The organism is Clostridium hominis (genome assembly GCF_014287825.1).
Taxonomy (GTDB): Bacteria; Bacillota; Clostridia; order Clostridiales; family Clostridiaceae; genus Clostridium; species Clostridium hominis.
Map to the genome: position 1 here is coordinate 1 of NZ_JACOOO010000005.1, position 26,042 is coordinate 26,042.

The following is a 26,042-nucleotide window of genomic DNA, read 5'->3' on the forward strand; positions in this document are numbered from 1 at the left end:
AAATTCTGAGATTTTCTTAAATTCATTTTCTAACAACTCAACCTTTCTTTCTTCTAGATTATCAGACTTATATTCTTTTATCTGTTTATCCATCCAATTTAATAAGGCTGAATTATTTACTATATCTTCATCACTTTCGTAAACATTGATATAGTATTTATCCGAAATCAACTTATAATAGCTTATCTTTTTTCTATAACAGCTACTAATAAAATTATCATATTTCTTTAAGTTCTCTTTCCAATTATAAAATCTTTGATCCCATATAAATCCGATAGAATCTAGTTTTTCTATAAACTCCTCATTTAAAATCCCCTTATTATAAAGTGCTCTTTGGAGGCTTATCCAACTATACAATCTACTATATTCTTGAGATTTAGGTACATTTATATTGCCATATAACTCCTTAAACTCACATAACATTTCGAAGGATTTATCCCAATTATATGTTATCTTTTTTTCTATATTTTTGAGTTGTGATATTAATTCAAAATGCTCATCATATAAAGCTAAACGAATCTCATCACTATCAACACCTATACTTTTTCTATATTCATTATGTAAAGATCTTGCCTCTTCTAGTTTTGCTCTAAAGTTCATAAGCTCTAAATTATCTATATTATCTACAAAATCAAATACTATAGGACTTTTATTAACTGAATCTGCCGTTAAGCATCTTCCAAGTTGTTGATAGTATATAGTTGGTGATTTAGTAGTTCTAAGCATAATAATTCCACTTATATTCCTAATATGGATTCCTTCATTTAATTTACTTATAGAAAAAAGTAATTTAAATTCATCTTTATTATTATTATTTTCAAAGTCAAAGAGTTCTGATGTGTTATTATTTTCTGAGGTCACTATGTATTCTCTAATGTTAATATCAGAATCTAATACATTTCTAAACCAACTTATTACCTCATTTTTCATTTCCTTTAAATGCTTATTATTTTCACAAAAAACTATAAACTTTAAATTATCTTCTTTAGGTAAATGTTTTTTTATAATTAGCTCTGCTCTACTTTCTTTTTCGTATAAGTTTTTATAAATATTAAGTTCCTCTATATATTTTTTCCTATCTTCTGTAGATACATTATATTTTTTCATTATCTTAATCTTTTTATCTATTTCTTTATCTAAATTGTACATAGCAGAAACGTATATAGGACTAGGTAAAATCCTTCTCACTATAGCATCGGAAAGGCTTAATGGAGTTGTTGAAACACCGTCTAATACTTCACTAATCATATCTCTATTATTATCTAAAAACCTTATAGGCGTAGCTGATAGACCTACTACTTTAGCTTCAAAGTTCTTATCTAAAATATAGTTTACAGCTTTTCCCCAATTTAATGCTCCAGTTCTATGTAACTCATCTAAAATTATTAAATCTACCTTCAAATCATCTAACTTACCCTTGTTGTACATAGCTGAAAACTTACTATATGTATAAAACTTACACCTTGTGCTACTCCAAGGAGCTATTCTTTTCATCCTCTCAATTATTTCATTTGTAGGTGCTAAAAGAATTGAATCTTTCTTTATATAGTCAAACAATAATTGAAGTATAATAAAACTCTTTCCTGTTCCTGTAGCATTAGGTACTGCTACCCTATTCTTATTTTCTAATATAGCCTTTATCTCTTTATAAGTATATCTATTATGAGGCCTTAAATCTGGTAACAACACTTGTCCATTATCTTCTTCTGAAAAATTATTTATGAGTTCTTCTATATAGTCAAAGCCTTCTAAACTCATATTTGTTTTGTTAAAAATATTAACTCTTTCTACATATCCGTTTAATGATATTATCATAAAGTACTTACATTTATATCTTAATCTAGATTCTTTCTCAAACTTAAGTAACTCTTCTCTTATTTCAGGATTACTTAAAGGCCTATTTAAGTTTTTAGCTTGTACTATCCAGACTACTTTATTGGGATTACTCTTTCTTGATAGAAGGATATCTGCCCCCCCATCCCAAGATGAACCATTTACCGTTGCAATAAAGCCATTTCCCTCAAATAAAAAAGCTAAATATTCCTCGAATAACTTTCCCTTAATTTCTCTATCCGCTTTATTTAAAAGATCCTTAATAAAATAAATTTCTCTATTATAAGTCATCCTCTTTAGTTTATCTAATATATAATTTTTGTCCTTTGTGTTCATTTATTAATGAAGCTCCTTCTTCTGTAGTCAACTAATTTTTTTAGTGAATCTTTATCCTATTTTGGTAATATTCTCATTTAAATATACCAAGGATAGCCATAACCATCAAAGACAATTATACCCATATTGAATGATACTCAAGTTTTGTGAATAAAAAGATGAATTTCACTCCATTGTTATGAAGATACTTTCTATTTATAATTAAATTAACAACTTTGAAGGATGTGTGTTTAAGTGAATAGTTTTAATATAGGTGATAAAATCTTAAAATTAAGAAAAGAAAATAATATTACACAAGAACAATTAGCTAACATGGTAGGTGTTACTGCCGGTGCAGTTAGCAAATGGGAAAATGGGAACTCTACTCCAGATATAACATTGCTTGCTCCACTTGCTAGAGCGTTAGATACCTCTCTTGACGTTTTACTTTCATTTCAAAAAGAGCTTTCTGATGCAGATGTTAGTGATATTAAAGGAGAATTAACTACTATCTTTTTAACCGAAGGCTATGATAATGGTATATTAAAAAGTAACAAATATTTGAAAGAATATCCAAACAGTGTTTCTCTTAAATTATCAATTGCAGGGTTAATTCAAATGTACGGAATGATGTCTGAAGATGTAACAGAAGATATTATGAAGGATAGACTTAAATACTCACTTAAATTATTTTATGAAGTATCAAAAAGTGATGACTCTAAATATAAATCATCAGCTTTATTCTCAGTAGCTAGCTTAGAAATGATGCTAGAAAATTATGAAAAGAGCGAAGATGCTCTCAAAGAACTTTCAAGTGCATTTATAGATCCAATGGTTATATATCCTACACTTTTAGAAAGGCAAGGTAAAAATAAAGAGGCTGAAAATTTATGCAAAAAAATGCTCTTGCATTATTTAAATCAAGGTTCAGCTATGCTAGCAGTTTTATCAAGACTTTCTAAAAATGATGGAGATATAGAAAAGTCTAAGCTTTATCTATCTGCTCTTGATTATATTCAAAGTAAATTTAAAATTGGTATAGGCTCTGCAGCTTATAGCTATTGCAAAATGTATATAGAAATTGATAACAAAGAACTTGCTGCAAAATGGTTTAAAAAATATATAGACGAAGTAATTTCATTCCCTTATGACTACTCAGAAAATCCATATTTCAAAGATCTTAAACTAGAAGTTGGTATTGATGGACAAAAAGCTATGAGAAAAAGGCTAATTTCAACACTAATAGATAGTGATGAGTTTAAAGCTTTAAAAGGATTAATAGATTACGAAGAGGCAAACTGTAGACTTAAAGAAACAATTAAATAAAGTGCGAGCTAAGCTCGCACTTTTATTCATCGCTACATACGCACATTGAATGTTGCAATTCAATATATTCTTCTTTGCTCAGTGATTCTAAGTATTTATCAAAATGTTCTTCTGAGCAAAAGCTTCCTACTTTATTTTCTAAATGTTCTTTATTAAGTATCATTTTACAATATAGACACTTTTTCATATTATCACTTTCCTAACTCTTTTTTATATTAGCTTATCACCATTCTTAACTACATATTCTATCTTATAGTAATTATGATATTTATAAGCATATATAAAAAGTATACTTTTCTTATTTATCCATATATCCTTTTTTACTTTTTATTTGAACTTGAAGATGATTCCTTCGTTTTACTACTTATTATAGAGTTTTCAATTATAGTATAGAAAATTGCATCTTCTACATCTATATCACTTTTATCCTTAATTTTAATTTTATATTTATGAGTAGGACTAAAATAATTTCCATCAATTACATAATCTATATTATCATCCTCATCATAAATCTTATAATCCTTACAAAATAAGATTGCATCTGGCATAGCTCGTCCCTCTTTATTATGATTTTCATCATAGAAGTATTGCACTCGCTTTAATCTCCAAAAGTCATTTTGTTTCTGTTCTCCTATATATCCAGTTGTGTTACCATTAGCATCCTCTATCTTAGCTAATCTATTTATAGATATATTAAACAGTTTTACTTGTGTTAATCCCAATCTCTTTATTTGACTTTCCTTTTTTATAAGGTTACCCTGAATATCTTTTAACTGAAGTGTATCTCCAAAGATAGGAAATAGCTTTCCTTTAACTTCCCCGACTAATACTCCATCACTAAGGATATAATAATGCTTTCTAAACGAAAATAATTTTTTCTCCATAGTTATCTCATCAGAAAGTTCTATTATCTCTTCAAAACTCTGTGTTTTAGGATTTATTATATCTGTAGATTCTTTCCCAAAAATCCTAATCTTTTGAGCAATGTAAAATCCTAAAGTCCATAAAAGTATAAATATAAGTATTCCACATACTACCTTAACAAATTTATTTACTATTCTCATTCTTCCCCCGACAAATATAAGTTTTTAGATAATTGTACCATTGTGAAATTACACTATCAAGTTATTAAACTGTAAACTCTCTTGATTTAATTTAATAATCCTTATATAAAAAGTGCCTACAGTAAACATAAATTTACCGTAAGCACTTTCCTCTTCACCGTGAATATTTCTTTTTAAATCTTTGCTTGTACCACTATGCTCCTATAAAGCCTACAATTAGGTATAAAACTATTGTAAGTGCTGATACTGTTAACGCATATGGAGCTTGTGTTTTTACGTGATCTAAATGATCTGCTGCTGCTCCTGTAGATGCTAGTATTGTTGTATCTGACAATGGTGAACAGTGATCCCCAAATACTCCTCCACCTGCTACTGCTGATATAGTTGCTAATACTAGCATATTTATCTCTCCCCCTGAGAAGCCAAAAGCTAAAGGTACTGCTATGGGCATAACTATCGCAAATGTTCCCCATGAAGTTCCTGTAGAGAATGCTATTACTGCAGCTATAATAAATGTTAAAGCTGGTAATACAACAGCACTCATCCATCCACTTGTAATCTCTATTATATAGTATGCTGTTCCCATTTCCTTACTTAACTCATTTATTGAATAAGAAAGTGCTAATATTATAATAGCTGGCATAACACCTTTCATACCTCTTACAGCAGTGTCCATAATATCTTTAAAAGGTATACCTTTAATTCGCATAACTATTCCTAAGAATACTACTGCAGCCATAAAAGCTTCCATAGTCTTAGCTGATCCTAAAACTATATATGTTCCTATTGCAATAGATATAACTATTAAAACAGGCGCTATAAAGTTTAAAAATACATTTATCTTATAACCTGGATAAGCTTGTGTTTCTGTTAATTCTTCACCTACTAAAGGCTCTGCTCCATCTCTTAATACTTTACCTTCATTTATAGCTCTTTCCTCTGACTTTTTCATTGGTCCAAAGTCTGGAATCACCTTAGTTGCTATAAGTCCAACCATTAAAACAGCCCCTATGGCATAGAAGTTAAAGAATGATGACTTAACAAAAGTACTCATTGCCATTTCTTGATTTATAATTGGCCCCATTCCAACTAATAATCCTGATAAATATACTGCCCAACCAGTTATAGGTACTAATACACTTACTGGTGCTGAAGTAGAGTCCGCAATATACGCTAACTTATCTCTTGATATTTTAGCCTTATCTGATAAACTTCTCATAGTTGAACCTACAAATAATGGACTAAAATAATCACTAAAGAATACAAACATTCCCATAACCCATGATGTTAACTGTATCTTAACTCTACTTAAGTTTTTCTTTCTCATAATTTCTGTAAATCCTTGAATTGCCCCTGTACGTTGAAAGAATGCTATTAATATCCCTATAAATAACTCTAAAAGTAAAATCCAAGAAAAACTAGTAGTTCCTAACGATCTTTTAAGTAAGTCCGGAAATGCTAATAATCCATTTCCCGTTAATAAAACTCCTATAAAAATCGATACAAATAACGAAAATATAGTGTTTCTAGTTTTAAACGCCAGTACTATAGCAAGTATTGGCGGCAATATCGATATAATCCCCAAGTGCGTTCCCGCTTCCATATATAAAGTCCTCCTCTTTATTCATTTGCTTATTGCTAATTTGCTTCTGTTGTAGTTGCTTTAGGTGCTATATCCATTTTTGCCCCAACTAAACCTAAAACATCTTCTGGTGTTGTCCATTCTCTATTTTGAATAACACTTGTCTCTTCATGAGTAAGAACTCCTTTATAAGCAGTTAAGCTTCTTCTTAAGAATCCATCTCTTCTACAAGCTTCCTTAATTCCATTGTTAGCTATTGATCTAATATGTGGCAATACACTTGCTGCATATGCAATAGAAGTTGTATGAGCTGCTGCCCCTGGTATATTATCTACACCATAATGAATTACCCCATTAACTTCATAAACTGGATTTTCGTGAGTTGTTGGTCTATAAGTTTCTATTGCCCCACCAACATCTGCACTAATATCAACTATTACTGTTCCTTTTTTCATTAAGCCAAGCATTTCTTCAGTAATTAAATGGTCTTTTCTATGCTTCGGCCATTTAACACAATTTACTACTAAATCTGTAGTTGGTAATAATGATTTTATGTTTGATTGATTTGAGAACATAGTTCTTACATTTGCAGGATATAACTCTTGACAAGCTCTCATAGATCCTATATTTATATCCATGACTGTAACTTGAGCTCCTAATGAAGCTAAAGTTTGTATTGCACCTTTACCAACAATTCCTGCACCTAATACTATTGCATTAGCTCCTGGTGCTCCACCGATACCCATTACTAATTTACCGATTCCTCCATTGTTATTAAGTAAGTAATTTACCCCCATTAAAGCCCCTAGCTTTCCTGCAACTTCACAGTTTGGAGAACCATATCTATGTGTATCCTCTGCTGTAAATGCTATTACTTCTTTATCTAGTAACACATCAACCTCTTCTCTGTTAGCAGCAGGATGTATACAAGTGAATAAAATTTGATCTTTTCTTAATAAATCATATTCTTCTGGGAAGAACTCTTTAACTTTAAGTATCATATCACAAGTTGAGTAAATCTCTTCTCTAGTTTCTACAATCTTAGCCCCTGACTTTTTATAATCTTCATCATAAAATCCAGCATTGTATCCAGCATTAGATTGAACCCAAACCTCATGTCCATCATTTATAAGTTCTTCTACTTCTACAGGTGTTACAATAACCCTTGATTCTCCTGGTTTAATTTCTTTTAAAGCTCCTATTAACATCTTTTTCCCCCTTAATCTTATTGCTTGTCCTTTGTTTTAGGATAATAAGGACTATATATAATATTAATTACCCATCTTCATATAGTTTTGAAGATGCAGCTGACAATATTAAAATATAGAATTATAATTGCCTGCTAAATAAATATTAACTTTTATACTTTTTGACCCCAATGTATAATATTTAACTCATTTTTTGTATAAAAAAAACCTTAAGTGTTCACTTAAGGTATGAAGTATACAACAAAATATTGTAATTTCCTTAAATGATAGCACTCCACAAAACGTGACAGTCATATAGATATTATCTATACACCCAAAATAAAGCTTTAAAGCATTAGCTATATCCTTCGGCGATAAATCCTTTTGTAGTAACTCACAGCTGCTTAGCTCATTACAACTACTATTAAGTATCGCTCCTCTATCTTCTAATTATTCTATTTGTTACCATAATAACCTATTCCTATATATTTTTCAATATATATTTTTCAATATTTTTATAAAATTGCAATTTTACCTTTTAAAAATTGCATTTTAACTTTTTTTACTAATTAAGCAAATATAAAAACCCTCCATAAATTCATTTGGAATAATCCTAATAGATTTACCTATTCTCTCATCATAAACCTTATCCTTAAAAGAAATTATTCCACTTTTATAGTTAGTTATATTTAAATTTATAGTCAAAATTTCTGCATCTTTATGCCTTTTTAGTAAATAATTTATTACTTCTTCATTTTCTTGTGGCGAAATTGTACATGTTGAATATAATATAATCCCGCCTTTTTTCAATGCAACAAAAGCTGATTGTATAAGCTCTTTTTGTACCTTTACGAAAGGACTATTCTTTAATAGCTTAAGTTTTTTAGTATTTTTAATATTAATTGTCCCCTCTCCTGAACATGGTACATCAAGAAGTATTTTATCAAAATATTCCTTATAAATATGCATTAGCCTCCTGCCATCTAAATTTAATGACGTAACATTCTTTGCCCCAAGTTTTTCTAAATTAAACTTTAACCGTTCATATCTAATCTTATTTACTTCATTTGCAACTATTACGCCTTCATTATTCATCTTCTCTGCCAGCTTCAAAGTTTTACCACCTGGTGCTGCACACATATCAAGAACCTTATCTTTCTTATTTACATCTAATATCTCAGCTGGCATTATACTAGATAAATTTTGTAAATATATATTTCCATTCTTATAAGCTTCTAAGCCTTGTAGTAGTCTGTCTTGTTTTTCTTTTAATATATAAACATCTTTATAACAAGTACATCTATCTACCTTAATATTCTTTCTTTTTAATTCATCTAAAACCTTATCCCCGTCTTCTTTTAGCCTATTAATTCTAAAGGTAGTTTTCCTTCCTAGTAAATAGCTTTTTAATATTAAGTCAACCTCTTTCGGCGTATATATTTCATATAACATCTCTAGATAATACTCTGGAAATAATTCTCTAACGCCCTTTATACCTATACCAACAGCCATAAATTCCTCCCCATAATTTATAACTTTGTATACTATATGTTAAGTAGTTGTTTTTTATATCAAAATTCTCATTTATAGTCTTAAATAAAAAACAGATTACTTTAATAAAACTTACTAAGTATCCTCTTATTTTTTTACTTTAATTTCACTTAATTTTACTCCATATAAGTTCCCAAGCCTCATTATTATAATTTTCAAAATCCATATGACAACACTCCCAATTTTCAGGCCTACTTCCTGAGTAAGGTTTAAATCCAAACCTTAAGTATAAATTCACAGCCTTATAGCTCCAACTTTGAGTAGTTAAATATATATATTTTTCATCTTTTAATTTTTCATTTTTTAAAATATAGGATATAAGTGCCTTTGCTAATCCCTTGCCTCTATAATCTGGATGTACCGCTACCCAGTGCAATCTATACTTTATTCCTTCATCAAAATGCTTACCAAACCATAATGAAGCTGTAGCAACTACATTTCCTTTAGGGCTCTCCACAAAATAACAATAATTACTTAAATCAACATCCTCTTTAATAAATTCATTTTCAAAATACTTCCTAGCATCTAAAATATTATTAAATTCACCTACTTCTGTCTCAAGTTCAGCCCATTTTTCTTCCATACCTTCCTCATAAGGTTTAATAGTATACCCTACTGGAAGTTTATACTTTCTAAAAAACTCACTATTTCTTCTTACCATTAATACTTCATAATATTTTATCGACTTATCCATAACTGATTCTCCCTATATAGTTCTATATTAATAATTCTATGAGAAAAATATTTATTAATGATTGTTATTTTTCATTACCCAAGCAAATGTTTCTCTAAGATATAGTAATATATTCATCTTCAGATTTGGCTATATTATGATGTTTTTTTAACCAAATAAAATACCCGAAACATATAACTACTGAGACAAAGGATGCTACTGGTGAAGCTAAGCCCATCTTAAATAATGAAGTGTTAGTCATTTTACTCATTAGATATGATATTGGAATACGGACTCCAAATGTTGCAATCATACTATGAATAAAAGAAATCATAGATCTACCACATCCACTAAAATATGAATTCATACAAAATATAACTGCTACTAACATGCAATCAAAAGAATATGACTTCAAGTACATAGCTGCTGAGGCTATAACCTCTACATCTTTAGTAAATATACCTGTAATTGTATGAGGTAAAAACTGACAATATATGCATACTAATATTCCACATATAAGCGAATATCCTATTCCATACCTTAACCCTTTTATTGCACGACCAGGTTTATTTGCCCCGATATTTTGAGCTGTCATTGTTGCTACTGCTGCTGCAAAAGCGGTTGGTGGAAGCATTGCAAATATTATTACCTTTTCAACAACCCCTACTGATGCTGACGCTACTAACCCCATACCATTGACTATTACAGTTATTAATAAAAATGATATATTTACTAATGCATCTTGAAGGGCTAGAGGCGACCCTACTTTTAAAATACGTTTTAATGAATATTTATCAACTCTTACATATTCCTTATTGAATTCAAAAGAAAATCCTCTCTTTTTAATAAATATAATAGATATTATTAAACTTATAGCTTGGGCTAAAATAGTTGCTATAGCTGCTCCTGAAGCTCCCATGTTAAGTCCACCAACTAATATAAAGTCAGCAACTATATTTACTACACATGCTATGGCAATAAAATACATAGGTGTTTTGGAATCTCCTATTCCCCTAAAAATACCACTTACTGCATTGTATCCTACTATAAAAGGAATCCCACAAGCACATATAAAGATATATTGCCTAGCATAATCTATAGCTTCATTTGGTGTATGCATTAAAGATACTGATAAATTAGTTCCAAATATCATAATTGGAGTTAAAATAATAGCTATCATAATAAACAAAATAGTTATTGTGCCAACAGCTTTTGCGGCTCCCTTATCATTTTTTTCTCCTATACAATGACCTATTAAAACAGTTCCTCCCATAGATATTCCAAGTACAATCCCTGTTATTGTCTGCATAAGTTGACTTCCTATAGCTACAGCAGAAACAGCAGCAGAATCAGCGTATTGCCCTACAACAAATAAATCAACTGCACCATATAAAGCTTGCAATAAACTTGCTAGTAAAAATGGCACTGCAAATCTTAACAGTGTTTTTCCTATTGCTCCTTCAGTTAATGATAATGTTTTTTGCTTCATAAAGACCTCCTAAAATATATATTTATAATAATTGCAACCTTCTATTGTAGTAAGTTTTTTATTCTAAAATAGAAAGCGTGTATACTTAGAAAAATAAAAAAAGCTGGATAAGAACGGATTATCTCCGCATCTTATCCAGCATATTTACCAATGTAATATATACCCTCCGATGAACCAAAAATCATATTCAATTATATTAACGTATATATCAATATAATTATTATACTAATATTTTCAAAAAAGACAAGTACAATTTTTAAATAAGTATTACAATTAATACTTACTTTTATTAACATCAAGTTCAAATTTTTCATTCTATTTATTATTGTTTTAAAGCACCCTAATCCCCAGTCCCCCTAAACTCTCATCATTTACTTTTAGCTTTTTAATTAATATAATTGTATATTTAAATATATGTATTAAAAACGCTATTCAAGGGAAAAATACCATTGGTGATTTTTATGTTTAATTTAATTTATTTTATACTAGGACTTTATTTTATTAGCCTAGTTACAACAGTTTTAAAAGAATATTATTTAAAATTTAGAATTACTAGAACTAAAGAAAATTCTAATTTGATGACGAAATTTTTTTCTAAGTTTAAAGGTACTGTATCAGAAAAAAGTAATATTTTCATCCTAAAACACAACAAAAAAGATTTATCCGAAGAAAATATCGAATCAAATCAAATAGTCTCATCGAAAGAAAAACGTCATTTAGCATTTGAAAATGCTAAATATATGTGTGAAGAATGTGGTAATATCGCAAATTTAGATGTGTACAATATTAGCCCTATTTCTTCTGATTCTGATGAAAACTTAAAGGTTTTATGTAAAAAATGTTCTGAAGAATATTTTACTAAAGTAAAGCTACACTATGACTAAAATAACATTGTTCGCGAAACTCACAAGAGAAATATGTCATTCTGACAGAGAAATATTCACCTTTGGTGAAGATAAATATGCCTGTGGCAAATATAATATTGATACCATAGGCATATGCTTCTCTGTGCCCTTAGCCACATATTTCTATTCAGCTTGCTGAATATTTCTCTTTGCTGAAAGCATATATTTCTCTTGCCAAAGGCAACATTCTCTTTGTGAGAGTAGCAAACAATTTATTTAATTAGTTTATTTTTCTTTTCCTCCAAAAGTAAATTTAAACTTATGATTTTCTTCTCCCGAAATTGTAAACTCCTTATGAACTGGAGCCCCCCATGTATCGTCTCCTCCTACTCCCATTTGTTCTTGTGATACTCGAACTATAGTGTGGTTTATTGGAGGTAACTCATAAAAGTGAGCTGCATTTTCTATTTCATGTGGAGTATATGGTAATGCACTAAAATTAAGGTTCTCACCTTTAAATATCAACTCATCTTTATTGTCATTAAATACCTTAGCATATCTCACATCTGACTTATTACCATATTCTTGGGGTCTTAAATATGGTGTGAAATCTGTTACTAATCCTTCATATATTCCAATTTTACATCCATGCTTCCTATCAAAATAACTTTCTTCTGGGCCTCTTCCATACCAAAGAACTTTATCTAAGTCTGATTTTAATGTAAACATCATTCCAAACTCAGGCATATTAGGAATTCCTTCCGCTCCAAAATATTCTCCTGTTATATCTATAGTTCCATCCTTCTTAACAAGATATTTAACATCTATTTTCACCTTATCTACCATAGGTAACCTGTGACTATAACAAACTTCTACTCCATCTTCTAACTCATTATAATATTCCATAGAAGCTTTTCCATAAAGACTTGCAATTTTCCATATACTATTATTAAAGGTCATTCCATTTGCAATATCATTATCTACTGGAGCTCTCCAAAAGTTTAGCTTAGGCCTTTCTAAAATATATTCCTTACCATCATATACATAAGAAACTAATCCACCTTTAACTCTTGAGAATACTACTCTAAAGTTTTCTCCATGTACCCCTACGTGAATATCTCCATCTACAATAGAAAGCTTTCCTTTATATTCTTTTTTGTCTTCTTTGACTACATAAAGTACTTTTTGCTCAAAAGCAATTTCGTAACCTTCTTCTGCCCATATTTCATCTTTACTTAAACAGAAAGAAACTGTTAAAATATATTCTCCAGTATTATTCTCTCTTATAAATGGTATCTCAATACTCTTCTCGCACATTGGAGCTAAATCTATAATAGTAGTCTTTCTATCTATTTCTACTCCATCCCTAGTTAAAATAAAGAAACACTCATATTCATTCAGATTGGTAAATAAGTTTTTGTTTTTTATATTAATCTTATCTTCTAATATTTTTATTTTTATATTTTGATAACAATATTTAACCTCAGGCATCTTAGGAGTAACTTCTCTATTAGCAAATACTAATCCATTACCACAAAAATTATAATCTGTTGGTCTATCTTCAAAATCACCACCATAAGCTAAGAACTTTTCACCACTACTATTTTTCTTCATTATAGCTTGGTCTATAAAATCCCATATAAATCCGCCTTGATATAAAGGATCTTCTTCCGTTAAATCTGTATATTTATATAAAGCACCTAAGGAATTTCCCATGGCATGAGCATATTCGCAACATATCATAGGCTTATCTCTATTTTCCTTTAAAAATTCTTTTATATTGTGTACCTTTGTATACATTTGACTTTCAATTTGTGATGTGTCATTATATCTTCTATCATTGAATATGCCTTCATAATGTACAAGTCTAGTATCGTCTTTACCTTGTAGAAATTTACTCATCTTATAAATATCTTCTCCACCAAAGGATTCATTTCCACAAGACCAAATCAATATAGAAGGATGGTTTTTATCTCTCTCAAACATTGAATTAGCTCTGTCTAATAATAAAGGCACCCACTCTTCTTTATCATTTGGAAGTATATTTTCATCATTGTATTTTCTTGGGCCAGTACATAACCCCCAAGTACCATGTGACTCAAGATTTACTTCATCAATTACATATAACCCATACTCATCACATAATTCATAAAATCTTGTATTATTAGGATAATGGGAAGTTCTAACGGCATTTATGTTATTCTTCTTCATAGTTTTTAAATCCCAAATCATATCCTCTTCAGAAACTACTCTACCACTATTACAGTTAAACTCATGACGATTAACTCCGTTAAATACAATTCTCTTACCATTTAACTGCATTATTCCATTCTTTAGTTCAAATCTTCTAAAACCTACTTTTTGCATTACTGTTTCAATTACTTCACCATCTGCAATTAATAATATTTTTAGAGTATATAAGAATGGTGCTTCTGCACTCCATAAATTATGATTATCTACTTTCATTTCTAAATCTATAGTTATCTCATTCTTAATTGATATGTTATCTTTTTCTCCACTTATAATAACTTCATCATCTTTATCTAATAACTCATATTGAACTATAGCTTCTCCGTTACCATTAAGTAATAAATTAGATTTCAGTATTCCATTTTTATATTTATCATCAACTTCTGCAACAACCTTTAAATCGTATACATGAACTTTAGGAACACTATATACAAATACATCCCTAAATATCCCTGAAAATCTCCAAAAATCTTGATCCTCAAGCCAACTACCTGAGCACCACTTGTATACTTGAACAGCAATTTTATTCAATCCAGACTTTAAAACTTTACTTACTTCAAATTCTGAAGGTGTAAATGTATCTTCACTATACCCTATAAATTCTCCATTTATATATAAAGTAAATGAACTTTCTACGCCTTGGAATGATAAGTATATCTTATTGTTATCTTTTAAATCATCCTCTGTTAGTTCTAAAAACTTAACATAGCTTCCTACTGGATTAAAATCTTTGGGAGCTTGTCCTGCAGAAACATCTTCACATCCATCCCAAGGATATATTGTGTTTACATACTGTGGTCTGTCATATCCTTGCATTTGAATATGACCAGGTACTTTTATCTCAGCCCATTCATTCACATCAAAGTCTTTTTTATAAAAATCCTTTTCTGCCTTATCTAAATTATCACTATAGCTAAATTTCCAATTACCATTTAAAGAATACTTAAATGTATTATATCCTTCAAAATAATGGTCTGAATGTGCCTTGCACCTATTAATTTCAAATACCTTTGGATCATTCAATATAGATATTATATCTTTCATATTAGTCACCTCTCATAAAACTAGCTTTCAAAAAAAGTATACTGAATGTTTAAGTTTATTTAAATCTCCTTTAATTTATAAGCAACATTCTTATGTTTTATAACAAAATATTATAATTTTTTTAAGTTGTATTAAAAACAAAAACCTCATCGAATTATCTTCAACGAAGTTTTTTAATCTACTAATTATAACTCTATATTTTTCCCTTTATCTAATCTACTTTCCTCAGCAGCTAAAGCTATTAAGTGACTTTGTATAGCTTCCAATGCACTACTCTTACATTCATTATTTCCATCCGAAGCTACTAGTGAAACAAAATCTTTCATCATAGATACATCACTTCCACTATGCCCTGTTGCTGGTACATGTAATTCTATCTTTGTAGTGTTTCCAGTCACAAAATCAACTACTTCAATAGTATTCTCTTCCATATTACCTCTAATTTGACCTTTAGTTCCCATAATATTTATTACACGTTCACACTTGTTAGTAAATGCACACATAGTAAAGCTAACTGTTACTCCATTTTCATATTGAAGATTAACAACCTGATTATCTACTACATCATTATCGCAATGATATACACATCTGCCATATGGTCCTTTTTCTAACTCTTTCAATATACTTTCCCTTGAAGTGTCTAAGCTTACAACCTTAGCAAATCCATCAGTATCAGCTTTAGGATGCTCTAAATAAAATCTTGGTGCAAAAAACGGACAATTATCTCTTTCACTACAGCCATCCATGCAATATTTAGGTGCATTTTTAGGCGCATTATTCTTTGTAAAGTGTAGTAAATCACCATAACTACTTACACTTTTACATCTGCTACCAACAAGCCAAGTTAGTATATCCATATCATGACAACATTTTTGTAAGATAATTGGACTACTTAACTCTTTATTTCTCCAATTACCACGTACAAAGCTATGTGCCATATGCCAGTATCCTATACTTTCTATATGTTGAACAGAAACTAATTTTCCTATTGTTCCTTTATCTATAATCTCCTTTATCTTAATGAAAAAAGGTGAATATCTAAGCACATGACATATACTTAAAACTTTATCACTTTGTTCTGCTAGATGTCCTATTTCTATTAATTCTTCTTTATTAGGACTCATAGGTTTTTCACATAAAATATGATATTCTTTTTCAAAAGCTTCCTTAACTGGCTCATAATGCATCTTATCTTGAGTACAAATTAAAATACAATCTGCCATTTTAGGCTTTGATAATAATTCCTTCCAATCTGAAAAACAATTTTCTAAGGGTATGTTATGTTGTTTTCTAAAATCTTCTCTTCTATCTTCTCTTGGTTCTGCCACAGCAACAAACTTTAATTCATTTGGATAATTTAATGCATATGAAGCATATGCTTCTACCCCTCTTTGCCCTGCTCCAATTAAAACAGCTGTTACTTGCTTCATATGTCATTTCCTTCTTTCATTGTTATTTCAATTACAGTATCTCTATCATCTGGTAGCTTGTAAGTAAAATGAGGTATCTCACCAAGCGTTGCAAAAGGAATGTCTTCATAAGCAGCAGTTACCCAACTTTCACCTCTTTTTACTTCAGATCCATCTGCTAAGCGTCTCATTAACTTAATATCCTTACCTCTTATCCCTGTTAATGCTAATGGCCCTATTGGACATTCAAAAATATGTGCATATATCTTATTATCCTTTTTTGTGTATCTTCCCCATTCCGGCTTATCAACATTTAATGCACTACATCCATAAATAGAATCTTTATTTTTACTCATCCACTCTCCAATTTCTCTTAGTTTCTTTTTACTTTCATAAGGTATTCTTCCATTTGCATCAGGTCCAACATTTAAAATCATATTTCCATTCTTACTAACACATTCAACTAATTTTCTTATTATTAGATACGTAGGCTTGTACTCAAAATCTGTTGATGAATATCCCCAGTTGTTATTCATCGTCATACATAATTCCCATGGAACAGGCTTTCCTAAAACATTAGTAATTCCTTGTGGCGGAATTATCTGCTCAGGACTTGCAAAATCTCCAGAATAAATGCTCGGCTCCTCTTCGACCATACTTCCAAATCCTTCTCCAGATGTTTCTAAACGATTGTCTATTATAACATCAGGTTGCTTTTCCCTAACCATCTTTATAAGCTCAGTTGCTTTCCACTTTTCTCCCATCATATCGTCATAAGAAAAATCAAACCACAAAATATCTAACTTTCCATAGTTCGTTACTATTTCTTCAACTTGCCCATGCATAAATTTAAGATATCTATCAAAGTCAATCTCTTCATTTTTATAATCTAAATTATCTTTCATTGGATGAAAAGCATCTCCATATTTAGGATAATCTTTATGTGACCAATCTATAAGCGAAAAATAAAGTCCAACTTTTAAACCTTCTTCTCTTACTGCTTCAACAAACTCTTTAACTAAATCCTTACCTATTTTTGTATTAGTTGATTTATACTCTGTAAGCTTTGAATCAAACAAACAAAATCCATCATGATGCTTTGCTGTTAAAACAACATATTTCATTCCTGCTTCTTTAGCCAATTTTGCCCATTCTCTAGGATTATATTCAGTAGGATTAAATTCTTCAAAGTACTTTCTATATTCATCTACAGTCATTTTTTCTTTACTCATAACCCATTCCCCACGAGCAGGAATAGCATATAATCCCCAATGAATAAACATTCCAAATCTATCATTTCTAAACCATTCAGTTCTAGTATACATATCAGACATAATATTCTCCTTTTATTTAAATAAATACTATTTTTACTATCAGTAAATTCTAAACTTTATAAGCTAATTATATGTTTTTACTTTAGCCCTTCACTGCCCCACCTGATAAGGCCTCAACAAAATACTTAGAGCAACAACAGAATAAAATAATTGGAGGAATTACAATTACAACTATTGCTGAAAATAGACCATTATAGTTTGTACTAAAACTAGTTGTAAATTGAGAAAGTAATGCTGGTACAGTTAATTTTTCTTTATCTATTAACACCATAGAAGACCAATAATACTCGTTCCAGTTATTCATAAATGCTAATACTGCCGCTGTCATAATCCCTGGTCTAGCTATAGGAAAGATTATCATTGTAAATGTCTGAAAAAAGTTACATCCATCTATAAAAGCTGCTTCTTCAATTTCCTTTGGAATTGTTGCAAAGTAATTTTTAATTATAAAAAAGCTAACAGCTATTCCACTACATGTATAAATAAAGATTAACCCACTATGCTTATTATGAATCCCCATATTGTTTACTAAATTATAAACTGGAAATGTCATTGCTGTTGCTGGTATAAACATTGTAGATAACAATAAAGCTGTTACTATACCTTTTCCTTTAAACTCTGTTCTCGCTACAACATAAGCAGACAAAGATATCATTGTAATACTTAAAACAACTGAAGTAAGTGACACTATTATACTGTTTCCAAAATAACGAAGTATGTTCATATCTTTAAATACACTAATATATCCATCAAATACAAGTTTGCTTGGTAATGCAAATCCTGGCTCAGCTAATGGATCGCCTTTAAATGATGATATAACCACCCATACTAATGGAAATAAGGCTATAATTGACATAAGTATCATTCCAATATATACAGATATCTTTCCGCCTTTTGATAAACCATTAATAGTAAGTTTTTTACGTCTTTTAATCTTCATCAGTTCCACTCCTCCTTTTTCCTACTTTTAAATAATAGATTAATTACTATAATAATAAATAGTCCCCCTAATATTTGTATTACTCCAACCGTATTAGCACGGGCATATTGAGTTCTAGAGCTTGTTATAGCTAGCTCACGAATTATATAACTAATACTCTTAGTGCCTGCTGCTCCTTGCGTCAGGAAATATACCTCGTTATATAATAAGAATCCAGCTGTAGCCGCTAAAATTGTTACTGTTTTTATAGTATCTTTTATTAGTGGTAAAGTTATATACCATTCTCTTTTCCATCCAGTTATATTATCTAAGGTTGCAGCTTCATATATTTCAGTTGGTATTGCAAAAATTTGCCCTAATATCATTATCGTGGATGAACCTGCAAATAAAATATATGAGAATGTCATTGCCCAAAAGTTAACTTTAGGTAATAACAGTATATTCTGATCAAATCCTGGAGCGAATAGCTGAATTATTTGATTTATTACTCCAAATCTAGGATTATATATTTGTAAAAATATAAGTCCCATAGCAGCTGTAGAAATTATATTTGGAATAATATAAACATTTCTAGCAAACTTCCATCCTGGTAAACTTTTTGATAACATTATAGCTACTGTAACAGCTATAGGCACTTGGATTACAACTCCACATAAGGCCCAAGCCATAGAATTTCTTAAAGCTTCCCAAAAGTATGGATATTCAGTAAGAATATATTTATAATTAGTGAATAATTCCTTACCTTTATAAAATTCAGGTTTTAAAATATTTGAATAATCCCATTTTGCAAAAGATGTTGCAAATACTGTTAATATAGGATATAGATAAAATAAACAAAATGCACATAAAGTCGGTAATAGAAAAAGAAAAATCCATAATTTCTTTTTATTTTTTGCTGATGCCATACTATTTTTTTTAACCTTAATTTTTAAATTACTTTTTTCTTTGGCACGTAGTTTATCTAACGATAGCATAAAATCCTCCTTATAAAAGTATAGGATGAATTCATCCTATACTTTTTCATTATTACTCTATAAGTACAACTAATTCACTTTTTAACTCTTCAAATTTAGCATCTATATCTACACCTGCTACTGAACATTCAATTAGCTTATTCGCTATTGCAGTTTGAATATCTCCACCCCATGCAGAGTCAATAGTTTTTACTATAGTTTTTGCATTATTTGCTTGATCACAAGCTTCTGCTAATAATATAGCTGTTGGATCATTCTTTTCTTTTGCTAAATCATTTATATTTAAGTTCGTATTACATGGGTTAGCTCCAACTTCTAAGAAAATCTTCTTTTGAACTTCTTCGCTCGTTATGTATTTTACAAATTCTAAAGCTAATTCGATTTTAGCTTCGTCCATCTTACTACTTATTGTTAATCCTCCGCCTGCTGAAGAAAGTGCTACATTACCAGGGAATATAGCTGGTTTAACACTATCATCTCCTGCAAATCCACCAGCTGCCCATACACCATTAAAGAATACTGAAGATTTTCCATCAGAGAAATCAGCTGAGAAATCGTTCGCTGAAGAACCTGCATTAGCTGATCCATTTTCTTGATCTAAAGTCGCTATTGTCTTAAATGCATCTGCAAATTCCTTTGATTCAATAATTTCTTTTGATAAGTCCTTATCTAACAATTCAGGTTTAACTTGTCCTAAATAAGCATTAAAACAACGAATAGATCCTTGACCTGATCCATATGCATAATTTCCATCTTTTCCATTTTCTCTTATACTAGCCATAGCCTTACCAAAGTCATCCCAATTATTCCACGTTTCTGGTAACTCTACATTTGATTCTTTCATAAGATTTTTGTTATACCAAAAGCCTAATGTTAATAATTGATCATGAACTGTATAAATTGATCCATCAATATCGTTTTGAGTATAATTAATACCTACAGCATCCTTCAAATTTTCCGAATCAATATATGGTTTCATATCATATACTAAACCTTGTGTTATAGCCGCTAATGATACTGGATTTCCAGCTAAGTCAATCATATCTGGAAAATTACCACTAGCTACTTTATTATTCATTATATCTAAATAATTTTCTACAGCTACTGGTTTAAATACAACATCTCCACCTTCATGTTGTTTAGCAAAGTCATCATAAATATCCCTCATAACCTTAGCCGCTGGCCATTCACTTTCTTCATGGAAATATCCATGATAGAATTCTAGAACATTTGAATTATTAGAAGTCTCATTACCAACTTCCTCTGTTCCTTTATTTCCACATCCTACGAATAAACTCGTTGCCATTGCCATTGTTAATAATACACCCAATACTCTTTTTTTCATGTTATCTCTCCTCCCTTATTACATATTTATAATATCAAGCAAGCTTTTCAAACTCCATGTAAAACGTTTACCTTTTTTTGTACTCTATTTATATTTTTTATAAAAATAAAAAGAAACTCTTAATCTTAAGAATTTCTTTTTTATATTATTAAAATATTTACTTTTTATTGCACTATTTTTACCCTTTTTTGAGTTACTCTGTTTCAATATTTTTCACAAATTCATCTAGTTCGATTTTTCGATTTAACACATCTAAGATATTATTCATAAAATACACCCTCTTCTTTTCATTCCAGAAGTTAACCGGAATAGGTATATGCATATCTGCATTATTTACCACATTAACTGCCTCATATAATCTCGGCATACTCTCCCTATATTCTTCAATATTTATTTTAGGATTTATAGGGACTTGGCCTGTTTCCTCTAAAAGCCTATTTTGCACATTATCACTAAGCATATATTTAACTAATTTTATAGAGGCCTCTATTCTATCTTGATCTTTTGTATTTCCAACTATATACCCAATACAAGAAGATTTACTAGCAATTGTTTTACCTGAATTCATCGGAAATGCCGCGTATTTAGCATTTATATTCTGATCTATCATAGAATTGGCCCATACTCCATTTATATATATTGCCGATTTATTATTATTAAAATTATTAAGGCTATCTCTATAAGTGAATTCTTTATTTAAATCAGTTGAATACTCAAATATAACTTGAAGTTTTTTTAGATTTTCATATAACGTATTATAATTAAGTTCAGCTCGCCACTCATTGTTTATACTATGAAAATCGCCTCCATTAGATGAAACTAGATAATCAAATAACGCTATGCTATTCTCTGAGTTAAAGCATATTGGTACTATATCCTCATTGATATCATCAGCCCAGTTTCTTATTTTCTTACACATATCTAAGAATTCATCCCACGTCTTCGGTGGTTCTTTTATTCCGGCTTGTGAAAATATATCTGCATTATACCAATATCCACTCATTAAAAACACATCTGGTAATGTAAAAATTTCCTTATTATCATTTTCCCAATACTGAATTACTGATTTAGGAATATTACCTTTAAACTCATCATCGTTTTCTATATAAGGAAATAAATTTACTGCATAGTCTTTTTCAACCATAAATTTATAAATTGTATCGTAGCCTATTCCACCTGTAAATATAATGTCAGGCACATTTCCTATTGATATCATATCTATAGCTTTATTAACAGCATCTTCTGATGAAGGCATTGATAATAAATTAATATGTATACCTGGATTTTCTTTTTCAAAGTCTTCATAAATTTTACGCATTGCAATATGGTCTTCTTCCATTGTTCCCCATCCATGAAGCAAAGTAATTTGAATTATCTCTTCATTTAGGTTATTATCGCTACATGAAATGAATAATGACATTAATGCAACAAGCATAATTAATAACCGTATATATTTCCCTCTCATATTATCCCACTTTTCATTTTACTTAATTCTGCTCTTTCAAACTCTTTTGGTGTTAGCCCTGTGTATTTTTTAAATACCCTTGAAAAATAAGCTGAGTCTGAAAATCCTACTAAAAGAGCAACTTCATTTATTTTTTTATTATACTTAGCTATATACTCTTTTGACTTTTCAATCTTTTTAATATTTACTACATCAAATAAATTCTTTCCTGTCTTTAATTTATAAATTCTACTTAAATAACTTGAATTAACATGAACTTCATTAGCTATTTCATCTAATGTGATTCTATTGCAATAATTATTATTTATATAATTATCTATATCTCTAATTAAATCATCTCTTCTTTCTTTTTGTTCTAGTACTAGTTTTACTGTGTCATTGATAATATCATTAAAAATATTTTTAAGCTCTAAAACTTTTTTTGTGTTTAATATTTCTGAATCTATATTCCTATTATCAAATATTACCTTATCTAAATCTGCACCTTGATCACGCCATATCTTTCTACATGTGGCCAATAAAAGAATTAAACTACTTTTAGTTGTAGCTAATCCGTTTATATTATATAAATTTATTAGCTTATCTAGACTATCTACACTTTCTAAATATCTTCCATTATTAATACTATCTACTATACTGTCTACTATATAAAACTGTTCTTTTCTATTTACATAATTTATCTTTCCTTTTTCAAAGAAAACTACATTATTTCCTCCATCAAAGTTCTGCATTATTTCCTTTAAGGTATTTTTATATGCCTTACTAACATTTTCTATTCTAGAGTAAAATCTACTTATACCTATAATAGTCTTGATTCCTAAAAAGCTTTGAGCCAAATTATTAAATTTATTACATAAAAATTCTATCTTTTCCTTCTTATTTATATCTCCATCAATTATGATACAATATTCGGTTCTACTAACTTTAAAGCTTCTAAAAGTATTTCCATCAAAAACTGTTTTCATCAAATCAAAAATACTCTTTTGTAAAGCGCTATTAAGCTGAATATTTTCATTTACTATCTGACATAAAATAAGAGAAAAAGAAGGAAACTTTTCATTAAATGAATCATAATAATGTTTATACTCAAAATAATAATCATCAGTAATAATTGAATCTTCTATTAAAATTCTATAAAATAATCTTTCTCCCTGTGGTACTATATTAGCTTTCACCTTTGCTTCCTCTAAGTCTTTCACAATGCGTGAAATTGTGTTAGGTATTTCTTCTAAAATAGCTGTTTTCACTATATAATCATTTACTGAATATAATATTGCTTGCTTTGTATATTCAAAATCTGCATAAGCTGTAAGCAAAACAATTTTTATTTCTGGATAGTGTTCTCTTAAATATGCTACTACTTCTAATCCACTCATTATTGGCATTTTTATATCTAGTATAACTATATTAGGAATACAAACACTAAAATTATCTAATAAGTCTTGTCCATTTTTTGCAGAGTATACTAACTCACACCCTAAAGTATCCCATTTAATTAACTTTTTTAAACCATCTCTTATAAAAACCTCATCATCTGCAATCATTACTTTCCACATGACTTAACTCCTTTACATAGGTAATTTAATAAATACTGAAGTTCCTACCCCAACCTTACTTTCTATATCAATTCCAAAATCATCACCATATAAGTTATTTATTAATTTTTGGGTGTTATATATCCCAACATGAGTATGTTCTTTGTAAGCAACTGTATCATTATAACTCTCCTCTTGATTGAACCCTACACCATCATCTTTAACTTCTATTAAAAGGCTATCTCCATCTTTTCTAATTAATACCTCTATTGTTCCTGAATCTTCTTTCGGTTCTAATCCATGTAGTACCGCATTTTCTACAATTGGCTCTATACTTAATCTAGGTATTAATATTTTTTTTAACTCTTCATCCTCATAAGTTATATTGTACGAAATTTTATCTGCAAATCTGTTACTTTGTAAGAATAGATAAAACTCAACTAGTTCCATTTCTTCTGATAAAGGAATTGTAATTTCTTCTTTTCTAAATATTTTCCCTTGTATTAGCTTCGAAAAAGCATATATCATCTTATGCACTTCATCATTATCAGACATTTTGGCCTTTATACCTATCATAGATAAAATATTAAACATAAAATGTGGATTTATCTGTGATTGTAAATATTGAATTTGAGCTTTTGTAGTTAATAACTGATTTTCATATACCTGTTTTATTAGATAGTTAATCTTATCTGTCATCTCATTAAAAACAAAGCTTATATCTGTTAACTCTTGGGTGTTAAACTCCTCAAGCTTAGTATCAAAGTTTCCTTTTCCAAATTCTCTTATTTTATCTGCTACTATTTTCAAAGGCACAGTAAAACGATATGCAACAAAAAATACAATAGCTGCAATACATAAAAGTAATATAATAATTATTCCCACCATAATCATTATGCTAGATTTTATATAATCATAAATATTAGATTTTGAAACTAATACCATTGTTTTTAATCCAAAAGAGTTTTGCTTTTGAGATAAAAAATACTTACTATTTAAGTCTTTTTTATTATCTTCAACACTTGTATCCCCTTTATAAATTATTTCATCATATATATCTTCGATATTATTTGACTGAACTACTAAACTATCATTACCAACTAATACCCATTTTGAATCATTATACTTTTCAATTTCATTAAATATTTCCTTTATAGCCAAGCTATTTAATTGAACTATGCAACTTCCTTTTTCAACTAAATACTTATCATAAATTTTGAATACTATATCTACACTACTTTTATTTATCTTAAAATAATATTCACTATTTTCAGTTAAAAACTTTTTATTTATCTCACTATACTCTTCAGATACTAACTTCAAATGTTCAATAGTGGTAGGGTAAAAAATGCTATTTATACTATCCCCCTTATTATTAAACAAGAAAATCTGAGTAATAAACGGATAATTTTGATTTACCATATTTCTTTCTGAAAAAAGATTACCACAATAACTTAATCTCTTACTTACTTCTTCTTTGCTATAATTAACATCATTAAAAAAATCAGCCATAATAGAATCATTACGTATATACATAATGCTTTCCTCTAAAAATTGTAATTTATTGTTAAAATCATTATTCACTCTTTCTATATAAAAAGATATATCCTCTCTAACATTCTTAGAAAATATTCTAGCAAATACGCTAGTTAATATTCCACCTTGAACTATCATGGCTACTACACAGGTAAAAACACATAAAACTATTAGTTCCTTTTGCAATGTACTTTTTCGCTTTCTCATTAATAATCTCCATTTTGAAAACATTTTCTTCATCTATATAACTTATTATACATAGTTTTACTTATTTTTACTAATATATCTTTTTTTTGCAAGAAAAAAAAGCCTAAGTATAAATTTTATATACTTAGACTTTTAATA

Annotated in this window: 19 protein-coding genes and 1 riboswitch; of the genes, 2 read left to right on the forward strand and 17 right to left on the reverse strand. The window is 29.4% G+C overall.

From position 1 onward, the window contains the following. The coding region (locus H8S20_RS04630) for a Helicase associated domain protein (protein WP_186859420.1) at positions 1-2,169 on the reverse strand (2,169 nt) is incomplete at its 3' end. Positions 2,170-2,403: 234 nt separating this feature from the next. Between H8S20_RS04630 and H8S20_RS04635 the strand changes: the two genes are divergently transcribed. Then, the gene (locus H8S20_RS04635) at positions 2,404-3,474 is read left to right on the forward strand and encodes a helix-turn-helix domain-containing protein (RefSeq protein ID WP_186859421.1); all 1,071 of its coding nucleotides are present in this window, start codon (positions 2,404-2,406) and stop codon (positions 3,472-3,474) included. A gap of 22 nt (positions 3,475-3,496) precedes the next feature. On the opposite strand, the gene H8S20_RS04640 is transcribed toward H8S20_RS04635, so the two are convergent. The 7 genes from H8S20_RS04640 to H8S20_RS04670 form a co-directional block, all read right to left on the reverse strand. Beyond that, positions 3,497-3,661, reverse strand: a complete 165-nt coding sequence (locus H8S20_RS04640; protein ID WP_186859422.1) for a hypothetical protein — start codon at positions 3,659-3,661, stop codon at positions 3,497-3,499. A gap of 133 nt (positions 3,662-3,794) precedes the next feature. Then, entirely contained in the window at positions 3,795-4,538 is a 744-nt protein-coding gene (locus tag H8S20_RS04645; RefSeq protein ID WP_186859423.1) for a hypothetical protein, read from the reverse strand. Positions 4,539-4,731: 193 nt separating this feature from the next. Beyond that, positions 4,732-6,141 carry a Na+/H+ antiporter NhaC family protein gene (locus H8S20_RS04650; RefSeq protein WP_186859424.1) on the reverse strand — a complete coding sequence of 470 codons (1,410 nt, stop codon included), beginning with the start codon at positions 6,139-6,141 and terminating at the stop codon, positions 4,732-4,734. Between the two features lie 35 nt (positions 6,142-6,176). Then, positions 6,177-7,328 carry an alanine dehydrogenase gene (locus tag H8S20_RS04655; protein WP_186859425.1) on the reverse strand — a complete coding sequence of 384 codons (1,152 nt, stop codon included), beginning with the start codon at positions 7,326-7,328 and terminating at the stop codon, positions 6,177-6,179. Positions 7,329-7,587: 259 nt separating this feature from the next. Beyond that, a riboswitch (Lysine riboswitch) is annotated at positions 7,588-7,757 on the reverse strand. Positions 7,758-7,859: 102 nt separating this feature from the next. Further along, entirely contained in the window at positions 7,860-8,819 is a 960-nt protein-coding gene (locus tag H8S20_RS04660) for an RsmB/NOP family class I SAM-dependent RNA methyltransferase (RefSeq protein ID WP_186859426.1), read from the reverse strand. Between the two features lie 145 nt (positions 8,820-8,964). After that, the gene (locus tag H8S20_RS04665; protein WP_186859427.1) at positions 8,965-9,552 is read right to left on the reverse strand and encodes a GNAT family N-acetyltransferase; all 588 of its coding nucleotides are present in this window, start codon (positions 9,550-9,552) and stop codon (positions 8,965-8,967) included. Positions 9,553-9,646: 94 nt separating this feature from the next. Next, entirely contained in the window at positions 9,647-11,020 is a 1,374-nt protein-coding gene (locus tag H8S20_RS04670) for an MATE family efflux transporter (protein ID WP_186859428.1), read from the reverse strand. A 461-nt stretch (positions 11,021-11,481) separates the two neighbouring features. On the opposite strand from H8S20_RS04670, the gene H8S20_RS04675 reads away from it, so the two are divergent. Next, on the forward strand, positions 11,482-11,904 hold the full coding sequence (locus tag H8S20_RS04675; protein WP_186859429.1) for an HNH endonuclease: 423 nt from the start codon (positions 11,482-11,484) through the stop codon (positions 11,902-11,904). A 246-nt stretch (positions 11,905-12,150) separates the two neighbouring features. Here the strand turns inward: H8S20_RS04675 and lacZ are convergent, their stop codons facing one another. The 9 genes from lacZ to H8S20_RS04720 all read right to left on the reverse strand — a co-directional run bounded on the left by lacZ (position 12,151) and on the right by H8S20_RS04720 (position 25,904). Further along, positions 12,151-15,159 (reverse strand): beta-galactosidase, LacZ type, encoded by a 3,009-nt coding sequence (gene lacZ / locus H8S20_RS04680; protein ID WP_186859430.1) that lies wholly within the window; start codon positions 15,157-15,159, stop codon positions 12,151-12,153. 185 nt (positions 15,160-15,344) lie between these two features. After that, the gene (locus H8S20_RS04685; RefSeq protein ID WP_186859431.1) at positions 15,345-16,589 is read right to left on the reverse strand and encodes a Gfo/Idh/MocA family protein; all 1,245 of its coding nucleotides are present in this window, start codon (positions 16,587-16,589) and stop codon (positions 15,345-15,347) included. Further along, entirely contained in the window at positions 16,586-17,902 is a 1,317-nt protein-coding gene (locus H8S20_RS04690) for an alpha-L-fucosidase (protein ID WP_186859432.1), read from the reverse strand. The genes H8S20_RS04685 and H8S20_RS04690 overlap by 4 nt, the downstream gene beginning before the upstream one ends. Before the next feature lie 82 nt (positions 17,903-17,984). Next, positions 17,985-18,842 (reverse strand): carbohydrate ABC transporter permease, encoded by an 858-nt coding sequence (locus H8S20_RS04695; RefSeq protein ID WP_186859433.1) that lies wholly within the window; start codon positions 18,840-18,842, stop codon positions 17,985-17,987. Continuing rightward, positions 18,842-19,816: a carbohydrate ABC transporter permease gene (locus H8S20_RS04700; RefSeq protein WP_366455600.1), complete on the reverse strand. Its 975-nt coding sequence runs from the start codon at positions 19,814-19,816 to the stop codon at positions 18,842-18,844. Before H8S20_RS04700 ends, H8S20_RS04695 begins: the two co-directional genes overlap by 1 nt. A gap of 52 nt (positions 19,817-19,868) precedes the next feature. Next, a complete protein-coding gene (locus H8S20_RS04705) occupies positions 19,869-21,161 on the reverse strand; it encodes an ABC transporter substrate-binding protein (RefSeq protein ID WP_186859434.1) in 1,293 nt (430 codons plus the stop codon). Positions 21,162-21,354: 193 nt separating this feature from the next. Then, entirely contained in the window at positions 21,355-22,596 is a 1,242-nt protein-coding gene (locus tag H8S20_RS04710; RefSeq protein WP_186859435.1) for an ABC transporter substrate-binding protein, read from the reverse strand. 26 nt (positions 22,597-22,622) lie between these two features. Continuing rightward, complete coding sequence (locus H8S20_RS04715) at positions 22,623-24,182, reverse strand: response regulator transcription factor (RefSeq protein ID WP_186859436.1); 1,560 nt, start codon at positions 24,180-24,182, stop codon at positions 22,623-22,625. Between the two features lie 12 nt (positions 24,183-24,194). Then, positions 24,195-25,904 carry a sensor histidine kinase gene (locus H8S20_RS04720; RefSeq protein WP_186859437.1) on the reverse strand — a complete coding sequence of 570 codons (1,710 nt, stop codon included), beginning with the start codon at positions 25,902-25,904 and terminating at the stop codon, positions 24,195-24,197. Positions 25,905-26,042 lie beyond the last annotated feature (138 nt).